This window comes from Methanosarcina soligelidi (genome assembly GCF_000744315.1).
Classification (GTDB): domain Archaea; phylum Halobacteriota; class Methanosarcinia; order Methanosarcinales; family Methanosarcinaceae; genus Methanosarcina; species Methanosarcina mazei.
In genome coordinates this window covers 1,973,829-1,990,934 of the sequence record NZ_JQLR01000001.1, presented here as the reverse complement: position 1 = coordinate 1,990,934, position 17,106 = coordinate 1,973,829, and the positions used below count along the sequence as shown (strand labels likewise).

Annotated in this window: 16 protein-coding genes; 5 read left to right on the top strand and 11 right to left on the bottom strand. The window is 42.9% G+C overall.

Annotated elements, in window-relative coordinates:
• Positions 1 to 98 precede the first annotated feature (98 nt).
• The 4 genes from M886_RS08725 to M886_RS08710 form a co-directional block, all read right to left on the bottom strand.
• Positions 99 to 845, bottom strand: a complete 747-nt coding sequence (locus M886_RS08725; RefSeq protein WP_015412405.1) for an arsenite methyltransferase — start codon at positions 843 to 845, stop codon at positions 99 to 101.
• Between the two features lie 54 nt (positions 846 to 899).
• Positions 900 to 1,307, bottom strand: a complete 408-nt coding sequence (locus tag M886_RS08720; protein ID WP_015412404.1) for an ArsR/SmtB family transcription factor — start codon at positions 1,305 to 1,307, stop codon at positions 900 to 902.
• 165 nt (positions 1,308 to 1,472) lie between these two features.
• Positions 1,473 to 2,117, bottom strand: coding sequence for a cytochrome c biogenesis CcdA family protein (locus M886_RS08715; protein WP_011034169.1), 645 nt, complete (start codon positions 2,115 to 2,117; stop codon positions 1,473 to 1,475).
• Between the two features lie 3 nt (positions 2,118 to 2,120).
• Entirely contained in the window at positions 2,121 to 2,702 is a 582-nt protein-coding gene (locus M886_RS08710; protein ID WP_011034168.1) for a thioredoxin family protein, read from the bottom strand.
• Between the two features lie 329 nt (positions 2,703 to 3,031).
• Here M886_RS08710 and M886_RS08705 point away from each other — a divergent pair, with 329 nt between their 5' ends.
• The gene (locus M886_RS08705) at positions 3,032 to 3,373 is read left to right on the top strand and encodes an ArsR/SmtB family transcription factor (RefSeq protein WP_011034167.1); all 342 of its coding nucleotides are present in this window, start codon (positions 3,032 to 3,034) and stop codon (positions 3,371 to 3,373) included.
• Between the two features lie 172 nt (positions 3,374 to 3,545).
• Here the strand turns inward: M886_RS08705 and M886_RS08700 are convergent, their stop codons facing one another.
• From M886_RS08700 to M886_RS08690, 4 genes are all read right to left on the bottom strand, one after another.
• Positions 3,546 to 3,893 carry a carboxymuconolactone decarboxylase family protein gene (locus tag M886_RS08700; RefSeq protein WP_048038301.1) on the bottom strand — a complete coding sequence of 116 codons (348 nt, stop codon included), beginning with the start codon at positions 3,891 to 3,893 and terminating at the stop codon, positions 3,546 to 3,548.
• A gap of 80 nt (positions 3,894 to 3,973) precedes the next feature.
• Positions 3,974 to 4,138: a hypothetical protein gene (locus tag M886_RS18640; protein ID WP_155395264.1), complete on the bottom strand. Its 165-nt coding sequence runs from the start codon at positions 4,136 to 4,138 to the stop codon at positions 3,974 to 3,976.
• 433 nt (positions 4,139 to 4,571) lie between these two features.
• The gene (locus M886_RS08695) at positions 4,572 to 6,140 is read right to left on the bottom strand and encodes an MAST domain-containing protein (protein ID WP_152558009.1); all 1,569 of its coding nucleotides are present in this window, start codon (positions 6,138 to 6,140) and stop codon (positions 4,572 to 4,574) included.
• Between the two features lie 429 nt (positions 6,141 to 6,569).
• Entirely contained in the window at positions 6,570 to 8,090 is a 1,521-nt protein-coding gene (locus M886_RS08690) for a DUF4139 domain-containing protein (RefSeq protein WP_015412402.1), read from the bottom strand.
• Between the two features lie 257 nt (positions 8,091 to 8,347).
• On the opposite strand from M886_RS08690, the gene M886_RS08685 reads away from it, so the two are divergent.
• Positions 8,348 to 9,856, top strand: a complete 1,509-nt coding sequence (locus tag M886_RS08685) for a PGF-pre-PGF domain-containing protein (protein ID WP_048051037.1) — start codon at positions 8,348 to 8,350, stop codon at positions 9,854 to 9,856.
• 167 nt (positions 9,857 to 10,023) lie between these two features.
• Here the strand turns inward: M886_RS08685 and M886_RS08680 are convergent, their stop codons facing one another.
• A complete protein-coding gene (locus tag M886_RS08680; protein WP_048046622.1) occupies positions 10,024 to 10,965 on the bottom strand; it encodes a nucleotidyltransferase domain-containing protein in 942 nt (313 codons plus the stop codon).
• Between the two features lie 410 nt (positions 10,966 to 11,375).
• On the opposite strand from M886_RS08680, the gene M886_RS08675 reads away from it, so the two are divergent.
• Both M886_RS08675 and M886_RS08670 read left to right on the top strand, forming a co-directional pair.
• Positions 11,376 to 12,635: a M20 metallopeptidase family protein gene (locus tag M886_RS08675; RefSeq protein WP_048051036.1), complete on the top strand. Its 1,260-nt coding sequence runs from the start codon at positions 11,376 to 11,378 to the stop codon at positions 12,633 to 12,635.
• Positions 12,636 to 12,676: 41 nt separating this feature from the next.
• On the top strand, positions 12,677 to 13,114 hold the full coding sequence (locus tag M886_RS08670; protein WP_048040180.1) for a GNAT family N-acetyltransferase: 438 nt from the start codon (positions 12,677 to 12,679) through the stop codon (positions 13,112 to 13,114).
• 304 nt (positions 13,115 to 13,418) lie between these two features.
• On the opposite strand, the gene M886_RS08665 is transcribed toward M886_RS08670, so the two are convergent.
• The gene (locus M886_RS08665; protein ID WP_084685060.1) at positions 13,419 to 15,446 is read right to left on the bottom strand and encodes a glycoside hydrolase family 15 protein; all 2,028 of its coding nucleotides are present in this window, start codon (positions 15,444 to 15,446) and stop codon (positions 13,419 to 13,421) included.
• Positions 15,447 to 16,025: 579 nt separating this feature from the next.
• On the opposite strand from M886_RS08665, the gene M886_RS18885 reads away from it, so the two are divergent.
• Positions 16,026 to 16,181: a hypothetical protein gene (locus M886_RS18885; protein WP_015412395.1), complete on the top strand. Its 156-nt coding sequence runs from the start codon at positions 16,026 to 16,028 to the stop codon at positions 16,179 to 16,181.
• Between the two features lie 94 nt (positions 16,182 to 16,275).
• Here M886_RS18885 and wrbA read toward each other — a convergent pair whose 3' ends face one another.
• Entirely contained in the window at positions 16,276 to 16,905 is a 630-nt protein-coding gene (wrbA, locus tag M886_RS08660) for an NAD(P)H:quinone oxidoreductase type IV (RefSeq protein WP_048040178.1), read from the bottom strand.
• Between the last annotated feature and the right edge of the window lie 201 nt (positions 16,906 to 17,106).

The window sequence follows — 17,106 nt, the reverse complement described above, 5'->3', positions numbered from 1 at the left end:
AGACAGCCTCTAAGAGAAAAATTGAAAATCGGCAAGAGTAACCATCAGGAACTGCTGATATCCACCCATACTTTTTTCCATATTTGTCCTGTCTTCTATTACACCCGGGCTTTTAATTTCAGGCTTTCGACTGGCAAATCTCTGTATTGCCTTTTACTGATATCTAAATCTTCATTCAGGATTTCAACCGAAAACCCTGCCTTTTTCAGAAGCCCCAAATATTCCTCTTTTAAAACGGCACCAGCAATACAACCTGCAAGCAGCTCACTGTCATTTTTAAGTTCTTCAGGCAGCTCATCAAGGAGAACCATGTCCGAAATATACATTCTGCCTTCCGGTTTCAGAACACGGAACGCCTCTCTGAAAACTTTTTCCTTATCAGGAGCCAGGTTAATAACACAGTTACTGATAATAACATCCATAGAACTATCTTCAACCGGGAGAGACTCAATATCCCCATGGCGGAATTCTACATTTGAGTAGCCATATTTTCGGGCATTAGCCTGCGCTTTTTCAACCATTTCAAGAGTCATATCGACCCCGATAACTTTTCCTGAGCTTCCTATTTTCTGTGCAGCAAGAAAACAATCAAAACCCCCGCCAGAACCCAGATCCAGAACGACATCTCCGGGTTTCAGTTCTGCAAAAGCGGTAGGATTGCCGCAGCCAAGACCCATATTCGCATCCGGAGCAGCCTGAACGTCAGATTCGGAATAACCAAGTGACCTGGAAAGGTCTGTTGAGTTAGAATCACCGCAGCATCCGCCAGAACAGCAGGAGCCCCCTAAAATTGCAATTTCCTGATACTTCTTTTTGATAACTTCCTTTTTTTCATTCGCATCCATTTTTATATCCCATTCCTTACCATTGATATTTTTCTATTTATCTTGAGCTTACTGTCAGTTATTTTTAACTTTGTTTTCAACCCGGTTTTCAGTACTCCCATTAATAGTGTTGTTGATTCGGTATTCGGTTTTACATACAGGACATACCTCTGAAACAGAGCATACTCCTGAAGCCTGCTGCCCATCACAACAGGGTTTTATATCCCGGATTCCAAGAGATAATAGCAAACAGCTGATCTCTTCGTTTTTAATGCTGTAAATTACGTTTCTTCCCTGCTTTTCGTACTTTAAAATTCCAGCTTCAACTAGGACTTTCAAATGTTTTGAAACCGTTGTCTGGTCCTTTTTTGTAAGGGAAGAAAAGTCACAGGCACAGTAGCTGTGTTCCAGCAAGTAAGAGAGGATGGTAAGCCGTGTTTCATCTCCGAGAGCTTTAAAGAATTTCACTTTACTATCAAGCATGATTATATGGATATATGCACATATATCCATATATATTTGGTGGTCACTGGTTTAGAATTCTATTAGTTCAAAAATCCATTTTTTACAAATAACAATCAGTTTACCGGGCACTGTTTTAACACTTACGCGATCAAAAAAATAAGTGTTTAGAAGAGTCTAAGAAACTCAGAATCCGCTGAAGTGGTTCTGGTAAACCATATAAAAGCCGACACATAAAACAATGATGCCTGCAACTTTTTTTAAAGGAAAACCATACTTTGAAACTTTCTGAAGCCTTGTGGAAGAAAAGCTTGCAGAGTAAGCAACAAGAAGCATTGGAATGGAAAAGCCGATAGAATATATGAAAAGCATCAGTGCCCCATATGCAACTTTTCCTGAAACTGCTACCATTGTAAGGATTGAGCCAAGTACTGAGCCCACACATGGAAGCCAGACAATCCCCAGAGAGAGACCGAGCAAAAGACCTCCGAAAAGTCCTTCCTTTCGGGAATTTGCAAGTGAAGAAAAATTTCCAAAAACATTGAAAATATTGAGGTCAAAGATCAGTGAAATACCCATTGTGACCAGAAGAACTTCGGCGAAGATGTAAAGTAGATCGAGATATGCAGTTAGCGTTGCTCCGAAAAGAGAGGTGACAATCCCCATGCTGGTAAAGGAAATAGACAACCCCAATACTATTGCAAGAGGCCTGAACTTTCCTTGTTCAGTTGAATAAGCAAAAACTGCCGGAATTACTGGAAGGATGCAGGGGGAGAGTACACTGACCAACCCTGCAAAGAAAGCGGCGACCGGCAGAAAGTCAGAAAACATAAATTACTCTCCATGGTTTCTGTCTTCGATGGCTTTCCCAAGAGTCTCTGAAAGGGTTGCTTTATCGACAACACCCAGGAACCTTGCATTTGCTCTCTCCGAACTTTCAGTTCCGTCCTGCCGCATGTAGATATATTTACCGTCTTCGATGACTGTAATAACACAGGTATCTGGAATAACTCTTACCCCAAATGTTGATGCAAATTCAGGGTACTCATTGACATCAATGAGCATTATTGAAGCTTTATCCTGATATATCGGTAGAATCTCTGTAAGTATCTCTTCCTGTTCCTGACAGGGGATGCATCTTTTAGAACCAAGTTTCAACACAACAGGACCTTTATCAAGAGCTTCGTCAATCTGGCTCAGATCTGTAACCTCGACCAATCCTGCTCCACTGACGGAATTATTAATGTCAGCAGCGGTTTCAACAGTCTCGGCTTCACTTTCGGAACCATTAATATCCGTGCAGCCTGAGCTGAAAAGGACAAAAAAAATAGCTAAAATAGGGAGCGGTTTTTTCAAAAAGGACTGAAACGAAGAAGAAATTCGTTCTCTGTCCTGTATTTTATGCAATCGCTTCATTACAATTCTCCTAAATCAGGTTCTGTATTTATGCATATAAGAAAAGGATTAAAGAATCAAAATATGTTGATATATTCAAGTATAATATATGATATAAATATTTTACCTGGATCATTCGGATGCAGAAAAAAATTCAATAAACACGCATTAATCTTTCAATTTAGTTCAGGATTCGTTTGATAAAAAAATGCAGGTTAGATATCAAAATATATTGATATGGGTCCTCCAGACTCGAAGTCGAAAAGTATCGCTTATAAATAATAATACGTTTAATATCAAACAAAATTGATATGAAAAAATTTATTTAGAAAGCTTAACTTCTTTTATTCATGAGTTATTGCTGCCCTGTGGACCCGGAGAAAAAAAAGGAATGGGAAGAAAAAATGCTCCAGGAAATAGATTTTCTGGACAACGACATTAAAAAAGCAAGTGAGATATTTAGTGCTCTGGGACATCCGATAAGACTGAAAATTGCTTATTTTCTTTCTCAGAGAGACCACTGTGTCTGCGAACTGATATTCAAGTTAAATGAGAGGCAAAACCTGGTCTCCCACCACCTGGCGATTTTGAAAAACTGCGGGGTCATTGAAGCCTATAATGTCTCAAAATGGAGGTTTTACAGACTGAACCCTGAATTCGGAGATATTTTGAATAATATATTGAAAATGTGAACTGCTGCCAAGCTAAAGACTTGCCGGCTTTCCGATCATCCTTCCCTCTAACGACACCCACACAGGGCCCTACCTGCAGTCCCTGCGGTGGCAAACCCAAGTCCAAAAAAACCGGGTGAAATGAATTCAACTAGCTGTAAAGGAATCAAAAATAGTGGAAATGGTTTGGCTCTCAGTCCTCACAGCAACAGCAGCAATCCTCTTCTTTCCTGTCTTTATCCTTCTCGAAAATTCTGTTGTATACATTTTCCTCATATACGTTTGTCCACCCTATCTGTGAACCGGCAGCAACAAACATTGCAACAGAAATGGCTTCTGCGATCTCCTCCTTTGTTGCTCCGGCAACAATAGCCCTTTGAGAATGCGTGTCAACGCAAAACTGACAGCGCATAAGGACCGAGGAAGCGACAGCAATTAATTCTTTTGTTTTAAGATCAAGAAAAGCGTCTTTAAAAATGGAATTTCTCATCTGTCCAAAAGCTTCTGCAGTTTCAGGCAACATTTCATTTAAAAATGACATATCAATACCTCTTCTAAAAGAAATCACATCACTGATAAAATTAGTTAGAAGTTATGAATTTTCAGGTGTTCTGTGCATTTTTAATGACCCGGTCTTCTGCAGAAAGCAGAGTTCCATTGCATACTATTGCCGCGGTTTTCAGGTTTATGTGTATACAGCAAGTCTTCTTCATCATTTTCAGGATTATTTTCAGGATTATATTCAGGATTCCCTTCTTCCTTTACTCCATCACTTTCTATTTTCATATTTGACCTCGGAGTTCCATTGAATGATTTAAACTATAATAGAAATAGGAATCCAAATTTAAAAATCTGGAGGACGAGTATCAAGAATAATTGATACAAAAAAGAGCTAACGAAGAAAACCTGAAATATTGAAAAATATCAAAGAGGATATGATTGAAGAATATCAAAGAGGATATGATTGAAGAATATCAAAGAGGATATGATTGAAGAATATCAAAGAGGATATAACAGTCTTATGAAATAGAACGCTGTCAGGCAAAGAGAAATAATATGCGAAAAACACATATTCCTGTATGATAAACCAATAATTAGAGGTTGCAGAATTTAGGAAAAAAAGAATAAAATAAGAAAATATAATGCAGATTTTTGGAGCTCAACGCCTCTGCACCTATTTTTCAATTATACTGAATTTAAGCAGACCGGGAAAAACTATTCACTGCTTCCTGCGCCTCAATACATATATGGAAGCCACTAACGCAATACCTGCCCCAAATTCAAAAGCTGGTGCAGGTTCAGCTTCACTGCTCTCATCAGTAGTCTCTTCTTCCTCTGTTTCTTCTCCAGCCCTTTCTTCCCCGGCTTCAGGCTCAATGTCAATTATAATTTCATGTTCCGAAAATTCGGGGATATATACTGCCATGGTCGCAGTTTCGTTTTCCTGCAAGAGATAACAGAGCGGACGGTTTCCACCGGCGAAGAGTTCATCGATATTTCCCGCTTTTTCAATTACTTTCCCATTAAAGCGGAGCCTGATGCGGTCTGGACTGGAAAGGTTGACGGTCTCGTTGTCCACATTTATGGTAATGACTCTGCCTTCTGGAAGATCGGAATTCACCTCGAGGACTACACGGTCTCTGTCCCTTTCCCTGATGTGCACGCCCATGGGAGTGTAGTTCACAACGGATGCATTATCCCCGCCTGCACGGAGTGATATTTCGGCTCCGATTCTGCCGCGGGCAATTTCCCGGCTAAGCACCTGGTGCATGTATGCAACATGGGGGCCGTACCGGTATCCGGTCTGCATGAGAACAGGGTCCATGGGACTTGCACGGAACATGACCACACTGTTATTTACAAGAGTCACTGTAACCCTGCCGTCTGAAACCCTGGCATCAGGTCCTTCGATAGGCTCATCACCAGTGGCGGTAGCAAGATAATTCTTGAAGACAATAAGGTATCCTGCAAAATTATTTTTGGAAATATTTACAATGACTGCATCTCCCGGACTGTCTGAAAGTTCGGTATCCATGCTTGCTTCCACTTCTTCCGCAAGGTCAAAAACTACGGTTTTATTGGCAAAAGCCCGGACCTGCAGGATTCCCATAGGGTTATCATGGAGGAAAATCTGGCTGTCAGCACCTTCGTAGACAGCAGTTGCCCCTGCAACCCTCTCTTCCTTAAAGGCAAAATCAGAAACCGTAACCGAATTGAAAATCAGGTCTCCGCCAACCGCAAAACTGCTGACTTCTCCTGAACTGTTATCAAAACTGAAGGTCGTATAGTTCCCATATGCAAAGCGTCCCTTATGCATGAAATGCATTCCCTGTCCCGTACCCCTCATGTTCTGTACAGCTTGCTGGCGCATCATGAGCTGTTGCCGGGAATTAATAGAGGCAGGCTTCTGCTGCATATTCGCAGCCATGTAGCTCGCAATTTCCTGCCCTGTAACTCCGTAATGCTCTTCAACCTCAAGAATCGTAAGCTGCGGATCCATATCCTTCGGAAGCCCGAGATCGGAAAGTGCGGTTTCTACAGGGATTCCAAAATTGCTGCATGCCTCATTGAAAATCATTGATCCGAAGCCTGCAAACCTGCTGTCGTACCTGTCAAACCCGTAACCATTCATCATTCCATGTCCCATTCCAGGGCCCATGCCGTCAACAGGCTTTCCTCCCTGCCCGCCCCCAGATCCTCCACCCTGCCCCATCTGGGCAAAAGAGGGACCCGCCCCCAGGAATACAATCAAAAGGACACAGAATACAGATAGAGCTAAGCATTTCATATTCAACTTTACTTTCATCCTTCACCACCCACATACAATAAAATGTTAATAATTGCCAGTGGCCTTGAACTGTCAGTGACCTGTCCAGCTTAAATACAAAAAGCTAAAAAATACTCAAAAAAATAAAAAACCAAAACAGTTGATTATATGGTTTAATCATATAAAATCTCTAATACTGAGGATCCTGCACTAAAATCCAGGTCTTTAAATCCGGACCCATAAATAAAGATCTGTAACAGATCATCCAGAAAAATGAAATTTAAGATAGGATTTGTCCCCAAAAATTCTGCCAGACCAGTAAACTTCAGGAAAAAACAACAGGAAGATTGACTTCTTCCAATTGATAAAGTTAAGTAATATTGAAACAGGTAAAGCCTCTTAGAATACATCGGAAAATATAATAAGAGGCAACCTGTTAAATTGCTGGATTCAGTATCTACGTTCCACCGTGAAAGTAACCTTTTTAGAGCCGTCTGCGGGTACGTTTACTTCCCACTCGGCAGTGTAAGCATCCGTCTTTTCATAAGTATCTGAACCCGTGGTAATTTCCCAGTCCCCGTAGAAGTGTTCTACGATGCGTATTTTTTGTGCCTGAGACTTATGGTTTTTCAGTTCTATCTCGTAGCTCTCCCGCCAGACATCAGTGCTTATTCTCTTGTAATCGGTCTGGGTCCTGGTGCCTGTTACATCAAAGGCGTTTCCGACAACTACCTTAATTTCCTCATCTTTCGGGGTATGGTCTATGCTGTCTTCCCCGAGGAACTGGAGCTGACCTTCGGAATCAGATTTGTATACCCTCAATACTCCGGCAGGGAGAGGCATTCCAAGGCCCCTGTCTTTTGAGTTGGTCAGGTTAAGGGCTACCTGTACTTTATCGCTTTTTGAGACATCAAAGATAAGTTCCTTTTTCACGGGCACGGAATCCGCGGAAAGTAGGGAAAGCTGCTTAACCTGCTTGTTTTTAAGAGTTGCCGGCCTTTCCAGGGTATAAAGGTGGTACTCAAAGAGAGATTCTTCAGCAAAACCTTCTTTTACACTATCGTATGCTACTTCCTCTTCTACTGCAGCTTCTTCATAATAATTCCTCTGCGGTACAGCTATACGGTGGACCTCTCCTGCAACAAGCTTCAACCTGGCGTCCTCATAGGTGGTCCCAGCCTGATTATCGATGCTGACCCAGCCCTGGATGTCAGCTTTTGTGTCATCAGCATTAGTCTTCACGATATAATCCGCCTTCCAGTTCATGCCACCTGTAAGGTAAGATGTGAGGACATTCCTGCTGCCTGATACGGGGGAATAAATCTGCCAGACGAGGGTAGGTTTTGTGAGCAGACCTGCGGAATCAGGGAATTCGAGTCTGGAAACTTCTGTAAGACTCACTACTTTTCCGTCACTCAGCTGGAGCACAACCCCGCCGTCATGGCTTAGAAGAGTACCTGTATAGGTTTCTCCTTCCTTTTCGGTTGCAGTGATTTCCTTGCCCAGGAATTTGTCCAGAAGCTTGTAGCTGCTTACCAGGTCATATTCATAGTTCTGTTCAAGGACGGCAGTATTTTTGTTTTTTGTGTCCTCAAATATGACAGATGTAGGATCGATAAGCTCTGCAACATCAGTGTATTCGATATTGTTAACTCCCGTATTGAGGTCGAGTTTCCGGCGTTCTTTCACAAGAGCAAGGTTGTTGTTATAAACCGTAACCTCAGTTGCCGAATCAGTTCCTGCAGCCCCGGCAGTAAGAAATTCCAAAGGATTTACAGGTTCTGCCTTTGTTATTACGCTGGAAGAGGATTCAATCCCGTTAACAGCCATTTCTCCTCCCTGAGCAATGGTTTCGCGCCCGTCTGCCTGGACTGTATTTCCAGCAGGTCCGGGGTAAGCAAACACTGCAGCTGTGGCTGCAATTCCTATAAAAGCCAGAGCAAGCCATATGTAACTTTTTCGTGTTATCATAGAAGAGAATAGAACACTGTTTTATTTATATGTGACTTTGACTGCGGACAGACTTGAAGTTATCTCGTCTCCTGCCTGAAATAAACAGGCCTTAGGATGCTGAAAAAGGAAAAATCTTCAATTATTTGATAAAAGTCAGGCCAAAAACAGTTATAATAATATACACCAATACAGAATATAGAATTTAAGATAGATAGTGGCGAAAAATGCAGATAAGCAATTGCAGATAAACCAGGAAATATAAAGGATTCATCTTCATGAAAATGATCGGACCCCGGGAAGTAAAAAGCCGGACAGGATTTTTGCATTTAATCTCCGGCATTATACTGATCCTATTTTTTACAATAGCTGTATTTCCGGTTTCAGCCTCCGGAATAGAGGCAAACAGGGAAATCTCTACAGGAACAGCCACAGGAATAGCTTATACAGGCGGGAGTTTTACAGTTACCGTAAATATATCAACAGACCAGAACATTGAAGCCCTCGCGCTTGACGAAAACCTTCCTGAGGGATGGAATGTGAATGTGGTTGAAAGTGCAGGAGCTACTTTCCAGAATATTGAGACGTTTAAAGAGTCTACCCTGGAATGGGTCTGGGTAGAAAGCCTTCAGGCAGGAGGAGAAAAAACAATCGTTTACAGGGTGACAGTACCTCCGTCTGCTGCACCTGGAAACTTCAGGCTTTCAGGAAATATTTCCGCATATTCAGTCTCCGCCATCCCTGTCACGGGAGATTTGGAAATAATTGTGACATGCCCTCCCCCGGAAGCTAACTTTTCCGCAAGCCCCCTCTCCGGCACCAGCCCTCTTAAAGTCCAGTTCACTGACCTGTCCACAGGAAATCCGGATTCCTGGGAATGGGACTTTGACGGAAACGGAATCACTGACTCTTTAGAAAAAAATCCTGTATGGACCTACGAAACAGCCGGGACATATACTGTAATTCTCAGGGCAGTCAATAAGACCTATGGAAATGATACCAGGACAAAAACAGGTTATATCACAGTTATTGAGGAAATCCAGTCTTCCGGAGGAAGCAGCGGGAGCAGGGGAAGCGGCGGAAGCGGAGGAGGAGGCGGAGGAGGTGGATCTCCTGAATCGACAAGGAATGTAGAGCTAAAGGAGATTTCAAATGAGCAGGTCTTCAAAGGAGTCCATACCTGCTACACGTTCAGAGGAGAGACAAACGATGTCGTTGCTATTGAGTTTGACCCCAAAAAGAATTTTGGAAAAACAACAACGATTGTAGAGATGCTGAAGGACACGTCCATATTAGTTAAAAAGCCTGCCCCGGGAACGGTCTATAAAAACCTGAATATATGGGTAGGAAACAGCGGATTTTCAAGCTCGGAAAACCTTGAAAACGCCAGCATAAGCTTCAGGGTAAACCGGATATGGCTCTCCGAAAACAGCATCGGTGAAAACACGATAACCCTTTACAGGTACAGTGACGACACATGGAATGAACTTTCCACAGTCCTGACCGGAGAAGACGAAGATTTCTTCTACTTTAAAGCAAAAACTCCGGGATTTTCACCTTTTGCTATCTCAGGTCCTGACGAAAAAAGCCAGCCGATTGAAATCACTCCTGCCAGAGAAGAGAATAATCTTATGAGCAAAGGAGAAACACCCGAAGAAGAGAATAAAGGGAATATGGTTTCACATACGGAAAAAGAAAGTGAAAGTGCCCCTGGGGCAGGAGTTTTATTTGCAGCAGCCGGAGTTCTGGCATCATATGCAGCGATGAAAAAAAGTAAATTAGAATAAAATAGAATTAAACAAAATAAAGTAAATGAGAGTAAAATGGGATGAAATAAAGTGAAATAGAGTAAAATGGAATAAAATAAAAAAGAGAGTAAAATGGAATGAGATAAAATTCTCAAGACTGAAGCCGGAGAAAATATTTTCAGGCTAATTGTGGATATTTAGATGAATCAAATGTATCCGCACTTTTCAAGCCATGTGAGAGACCTTATCCATTCCCCTTTCGGCTCCCTTGAAGTACCCACAACAAGCCGCTTAATGTCCCCTACTTCTTCGACCACTCCGCGGGCTTCTATGATCTCTCCGGGGAGAGCCTGGCCTGCGTATGTATGAGTGTAGGAAAGCACATGGTCAATTTCTTCGTGTTCCACTTTATAATAGGAAGGGCTATCAAAGGCAAAGTCAGCATTTATAACTTCGGCTTCAATTTTCATTTTGACGGTATCTTTTCCCCGCAGCAGGGGTTCTTTAATCTGGTCCCATTCCCGCACGAAGAGGAGGTCAAAGTACGTGCCCTCAACCATGCCGCGGTTTCCTTTTCTGGACTCATGCAGCATGAATTCATCAAAAGAGATCTCAGGGATTCTTTTTCTGTAGATCCTCTGCCACATGTCTTCATCCAGTTCCTCCACAGGCCCTTCTTGCTGTTTAGCAGCGGTTATGGCATCTCTTGCCCTGAACCACATGGGACCGTAGACAACAAAATCGACATCTGAACTCTCATTTTGCAGGCCTGCAAGCATTGAACCCGTGACTCCCATACTTGTCCTGGGAATTTCCGCCATGTCAAGCACTTTTACTATTGCCCTTACACGGCTGTCGGAATTTATAAGCTCGGGAATTATGTCAGAAGGGCGGAGCACTTTTTCTACTTCGGATTCAGGGACAACGTGCACGTCCCGGACCCATTCTGGCCTATTTTTTTTCATGAATTCGAAAGCAGGACCGAAATCATATTTTTTGTACCTTACTCCGTTTAATTCCCTCTCTCCGGTTTCATCCGGAACGTAGCGAAGCGTGGCTCTTATCCCATCGGTACGGAAATAATCAGAAACTGCAAAAAGCCAGTTGTCTTTTGTAAGAAGAAAATCTCTGAGGCGTGTTTTAAGCATTTTGTATCATCCCTGGAGCCTGTAAAAATAATCCAGTCTGCCGAACTTAACTGCTACGGATTGGTTTTCAGTCAAGAGTTTCCCATAAAGAATGGACCTGTAACGGCCATAATAACCTGATAATGAACCTTAATAACAACCTTAAAAATACCTGAATATAAACGGATTTGAGACCGGACTTCAGGTAATTGACGCGATAAAATGTATTGTACTATTCATGTATTTAACTGCCGATGTTTTGGCTCCTGATAAAATTAGCTTATTTCGAAAAAATGGAGTAATATACCCGGAGTAATATATACTAAAGGAGTAAAATAAAGAATACTGAAAGAATGCTCTGAAAAAAATGCGGAACATCATAAAAAATAAACGGAATAACCTGCGTGTGCAGAAGATCCGAGGTAATAAGTTTGAGAGATGACCCGAGTGGAGAATCGCTTGAATCCTGGATTATCCGGCTGAGGCGAGAATTCCACAAATACCCCGAACTCAGTTTTAAAGAATACGAAACCCAGAAAAGAATCCTGAAAATTCTTGGAGAGCTTGGTATAGAAGGCAGGAAGATTGCGGATACCGGCGTGCTTGCAAGCATCCGTGGAACTATGCCCGGTCCCTGCATTGCCCTCAGGACGGATACTGACGGACTCCAGGTACAGGAAGAGCCTGCGGAAAGAAACAGGGAATATATTTCCAGAACCGAGGGAGTAATGCACGCCTGCGGGCACGACGGGCATATGGCAATGCTCTTTGGGGCTGCAAGAATGTTTATGGAAAACAGAGAGTTTCCCGGAGAAGTCCGCCTGATTTTCCAGCCCGCAGAAGAGATCCCGCCTGGAGGCTCGGAAAGGGTTATCGCCGAAGGAGGGCTTGAAGGCGTGGACGCGATAATTGGCATGCATATTTTTACCAATCACGAGTCCGGAAGCGTGGGGTTTCGTCCCGGACCTTTTATGGCAAGCACAAACCGTTTCGAAGTTATACTAAAAGGAAAAGGCGGGCACATCTCACTGCCAGCAAAATGCATTGACCCTGTGAGGATGGCTGTAGACTTTATAAACAGCCTCAATTCCGCTCTTGAAGAGCGGCTTGATAAAGAAAAATATGTCCTTGGAGTGGGCAGGATCCAGGGAGGTGCTCAGTTTAACAGGATACCTGACAATGTAGGGATTCTTGGGAGCTACCGGACATTTGACAGCGAGACAACAGATATTATCGACGCGACGATAAAAGAGTGCCTTGAAAAAATAAAACAAGAATACCTGAAACCCGGAGAGGAGTTTTCAGGCCTTCCGAACTATGAGCTTGATATCCTGCACGGTTACCCGGTCCTGGTAAATGACCCATTTTTCACGGAAGCTGTAAACTTGAAACTGCATGAGAGCTTCCCTGAGCTCACGGTCTACCCGGAAATCGAAAAGACCTTTGCTGCCGAAGATTTTGCAAGCTATCTGCAGGTAGTGCCGGGAGTTTTTATTTCACTCGGCACGAGGAACCAGAAAAAAGGAATAGTGGAGATCAACCATTCATGCGCTTTTGATATTGACGAAGAGATCCTTCTCAAAGGCAGTGAAATTTTCCACACATTATCCCTGGATTTCCTCAAAAACCCTGAAAAATACCTCAGCCTCCAGAAATACCACGGGCCTCAGGAATATATCGAAAAAACCTGAATTTTAAAAAGCCCCGAATTGAGAAAAACAAGGAGAGAAAAATGATAATCCAGATGTACGACGATTCCAGAATGGATGAAGTTCGTGAAGTTGTCCTGGGAGTCCTGCTGGAGCACGGTTTTGAGTATGACAGGCTTAAAGACGCCGACCTGAAGGACATAAACAGCTACTATTTATCAAAAGATGGCACCTTTTTCGTAGGAATTGATGACGGTAGGGTAGTGGGCACCGCAGGGGTCCGCAAACTTGAGGAGAACATGTGTGAAATCAGGCGTATCTACCTCAAAAAGGAATACAGAGGCAAAGGAAATGGAGAAAAGCTTTTTCTGGCTGCTCTAAATTTTGCAGAGAAAAATTGTGCGGGTGCTCTTCTTAAAACAGATCCGGCCCTTAAAAAAGCAATAAGCATGTACCTTAAACACGGTTTTTCCTTTGTAATGAAAAAAGATGGGTATCTGTATTTTGAGAAACGGTTTTAAAGATGGGTATCTGTATTTTGAGAAGCGGCTTTAAAGAAAGTAGGACTTACGCACTTGAGATTCAAAATCATTGTCAGTAGACCTTGCTGTTAAATCGTTGGTTTAGACAGTTGAAGGTTTAGAGCCATTGTTTTTCAGTTCAACCGCGTAAGTCCTAGAAAGGTGTCATATTTTGAGAAGCGGCTTTAAAGAAAGGTGTCATATTTTGAGATAAGGTATTAAAAAGAGAGTGTAAAAATTAGCTTCAAAAAAACCGTTTTATATTTCCTGTTGAAATGTCAGTTTTACTTTTCCGGAGACTGCATTATTTTTCCGGCAAAATGCAGGAACCGCCTTCTCCCCTGTCAAGAGCCTGAAGATATTCAAGCACCGCAAGCACAAAGGCTGAATGTGACCATGCAAGCGGGAGGACGGAGAGAGGCTTTCCCCCATTATCTACCTGCTCGGGCATAAGGCCTGATGGATGGGCGTGGGCTGCACACCATTTAATAAGCTCAAGAGCGCGGTCCAGGTTCCCAGTTGCAGAATGCCATTGAGAGAGCCAGAGGGTGCAGATAATCCAGCTGTTCATATAACCAAAGTAACTGTCATGGAGATACCTTGCAATCCCGCCTGAGGGGCGCAAAAGTTCGCGCTCTATTGCTTCCATTGTCCTTACCATTCTGGGGTCATCCGGGGGGAGGATCCCGAAATACCAGACTGCAAATACAGAGGAATCAAGATCTGGCTCTTCAAGAGACCGCCTGAATCTTCCTAGCTTATGGTCGTAAAGCTTCTCAATAATGGTTTCTTTTAACTTCCCTGCAGCCTCTTTCCAGATATCTGCATTGCCATAATCCCCAAGGGAACGGGCAAGCTCACAGGCGCCCTTGAGCCCCGCATAGACCGTACAGGCACTGTAAGTATGTACGCCTTTTCTCTCTTCCCACAGGTCAAAACTTGGAATTGGCAGGCCTGTTTCCCTGTCAATTGCTTTTATGAGGTAGCTGGCTGCGGGGATTACAAGAGCTCTGTAGTACCTACCTGTTGTCCATACGCTCCTTGCAATCTCCCAGTTGTTATAAAGAGCATAGAGAGGAAGACCTGTCTCATCAATCTGTATCATGGGCACAGGATGCCAGGTACTCCCAAAATCCCCTGCAGGCGTATATTTATGCAGGAAATTACCTCGATGAGTAATAGTTCTTGAAAAAAACTCAAATGTTTCCGCACTCAGGTGGTGATACCGCGCCCTGTCAAGGGCAAGGCAAACCCAGGCAGCATCCCTTGGCCAGCAGTAAGTGTAAAGGTCTGCCCCAAACTGTTTAATATCCGAATCGCAGGACGCGATCACCGAACCCGTAATGTCCATATGGGCTACGGATGCGAGAAGGCTTCTGTAGAAACATTTTACAACCTCTTCAGGAAGCTGCGGCATCCAGGCATATTCAGGAAGTACGGATATCCTTTCAGTAAATGAATTCCAGAAATTGAAATTATGATGGAAAAGGTAACTTCCCGTGTTCTTCACCCTTTTATGTACTTTAAACACACCGCAGTAGTTCTTTCCGATTGCGACCCAGAAATGCACCCTCGTTGCTTCCCCCGGTCTTAACTCCGGAAGGGTCCAGCCAAGTGTGGAGTCCACAGAGCCGTGAGCTACAGGATTTCCGCTCAGGCTTGCGTCACTTTCCATATCTTTCCAGGTACCTTCGAGCCCTCTCCATTCTGCAGTCCCCACTGCATACTGGTCAAAGGCTGGCTCACTGGCATGCAGAAAATAGCGGTCTCGTTTGTAATGGATAAGGACATTTTTGTCTATTACGGCTGTTTCTCCTATTTTGGTTTCAAGTATCCTGTAATTCTGGTTGGAAAAAAGACGGAGGCGCCTTGAAGAGTTGGAGACATTCCGGATCTCAAATGTCCTGTAGAAAATGCTGGTAGACGGGTGAACCGCCTCCCAGACCGTGACTTTAAGGCCAAGATCCGAATTTTCAAAAACTGTTTCCCCTATGTTCGATGTTACCTCCCTGAAGGTTTCAGGTGTTTTTTTATTGCCTGCTCCTTTTTCGCTAGCCATTACACGTGCAATCTCTTCCTCCGGGCTTTCCGAGATCTCATGGATCCTGTTACAAAACTCGGTATCAAATTCGGATTTATACCGCTGTCGGATATTCCAGTTTTCAAGCCAGCTGCAGTAAAGAGAATCAAGGTCACATATCCCGACCCTTATTGAGTTTCCGTGATTTTCAAGCCCTACATACGGGAAGTAAACATCCCTTACAGTCCCCCTTTCATCTTCACAGATAAGGATTTTCCCATTTCCAAAAATCAACGGCCTAATTCCGGACACCCCCGACTATATTTTTTATAAATTTTCCGGTTATTTTTTCACTTTCCGTCCAGGTAATACTCTGTTTTAAAAGAGAATCCGGTCAGGAACCCAGTCCGGATTCGAAGTAATTGGATGACTGTATTTTATTTTAGATCTTAATATTCTTTTTCGAGCCAGGAATGTAAATAAATCTGTACATTAATAACTCCTGGATTTCCTTAAACCTGATAATTTTCAGATCACTATTCAGTACAGCCCTGAATACCCAGGTAAAGAGCAGATAAAAGCAGGTAAAAAACGGTAAAAACAGATAAAAAAGGCTGTGAAAACTATTTTAGTTTTAAAAAATTTACCTTCGGGGTAAACCCTGTAAAATAATTTTATTCCCAAATATTTGTAGAGAAAAGATACACATTTGCTGCATAGGGATTCTAATATAAAGCACAGCTAAGCTCCGGAGAATGATAATATTTCTTACTAAGTATATATATAAACATAATACGAAAGTTTATATTTGGTTGCGTTCTTTTTAGTATGATTTAAAAAAACGGCATCTCTAAAGAAAAAACCTACATACAGAAAATCTGCGTGTCTACTATGGTTTACGTAACAAAAATATGTCCCGTTTGCGGGAAAGAATTCTTTGTCCTCAAGGATGCAGAGGAAAAGGCAATATACTGCACTCTGGCGTGCCTGGCAACAGCTCAGGAGAAGTTTGAACGCAGAGGCAGGTCCTTCCCGAGTTTTAGCTAAGCATTCTTATTTCAGGCAAAAATAACTCAAAAACTGAAAGGGAAAACACCCGGGAGAAGGGAATGTTTTTCCGCCCTTTTTATTTTTAGAGATATTATTTTCCAGCAATTTTTTTTGCTATCTGAGTTACATGCCTGCCCTGGTAACGTGCCATCTCAAGTTCATTCTCTGAAGGCTGGCGGCTCCCGTCCCCACCTGCAATCGTTGAAGCCCCATATGGGCTGCCGCCTGTAATTTCGTTCATTATTGTCTGCCGCTTTTCTGCATAGGGAAGACCGACAATAACCATTCCAAGGTGAAGCAGGGTAACATGAAATGAGAGTATTGTAGATTCCTGTCCGCCATGCTGCGTTCCGCTGGAAGTAAATACGCTCCCCACCTTTCCTACAAAAGCGTCCTCACTCCACAGTTTTCCAAGCCCATCAAGGACCGCACGCATCTGGGCAGTCATCATCCCGTAACGTGTGGGAGTACCGAATATTAATGCATCGGCTCCAGCAAGGACATCTTCATACATATCCCGCGTCACGACCGGAATGTGGGCAAAATGTTTTTTGGTTTCTATTGCTCCCATTTTCTCAAGAACGTCCTCCGGCAGGGTTTCCGGGACCTGATAAATCCCAACCTCTGCTCCCTCAACTTCCCTTGCTCCTGCAGCGACAGCTTCTGCCATCCTGTAAATGTGCGCGTGAACACTGTGAAATATTATATTTACCTTAACCATCCAATCAACCTCAAAAAGCCGTTAAAATTATACTGAAATGTGATTGAGGTTCCAAAAATAAGATAGCCTGATTTAAGCTCCTGAAAACTCCAGAACCCCTCATTAAAGGTAGTTTTCTGATACTTTATATAGCTTGTTAGCAGAAGTCACGCCCTTTTCCCGGGCTTATTTTATACTGCTTATCTTTCTGAAGTATCAAAA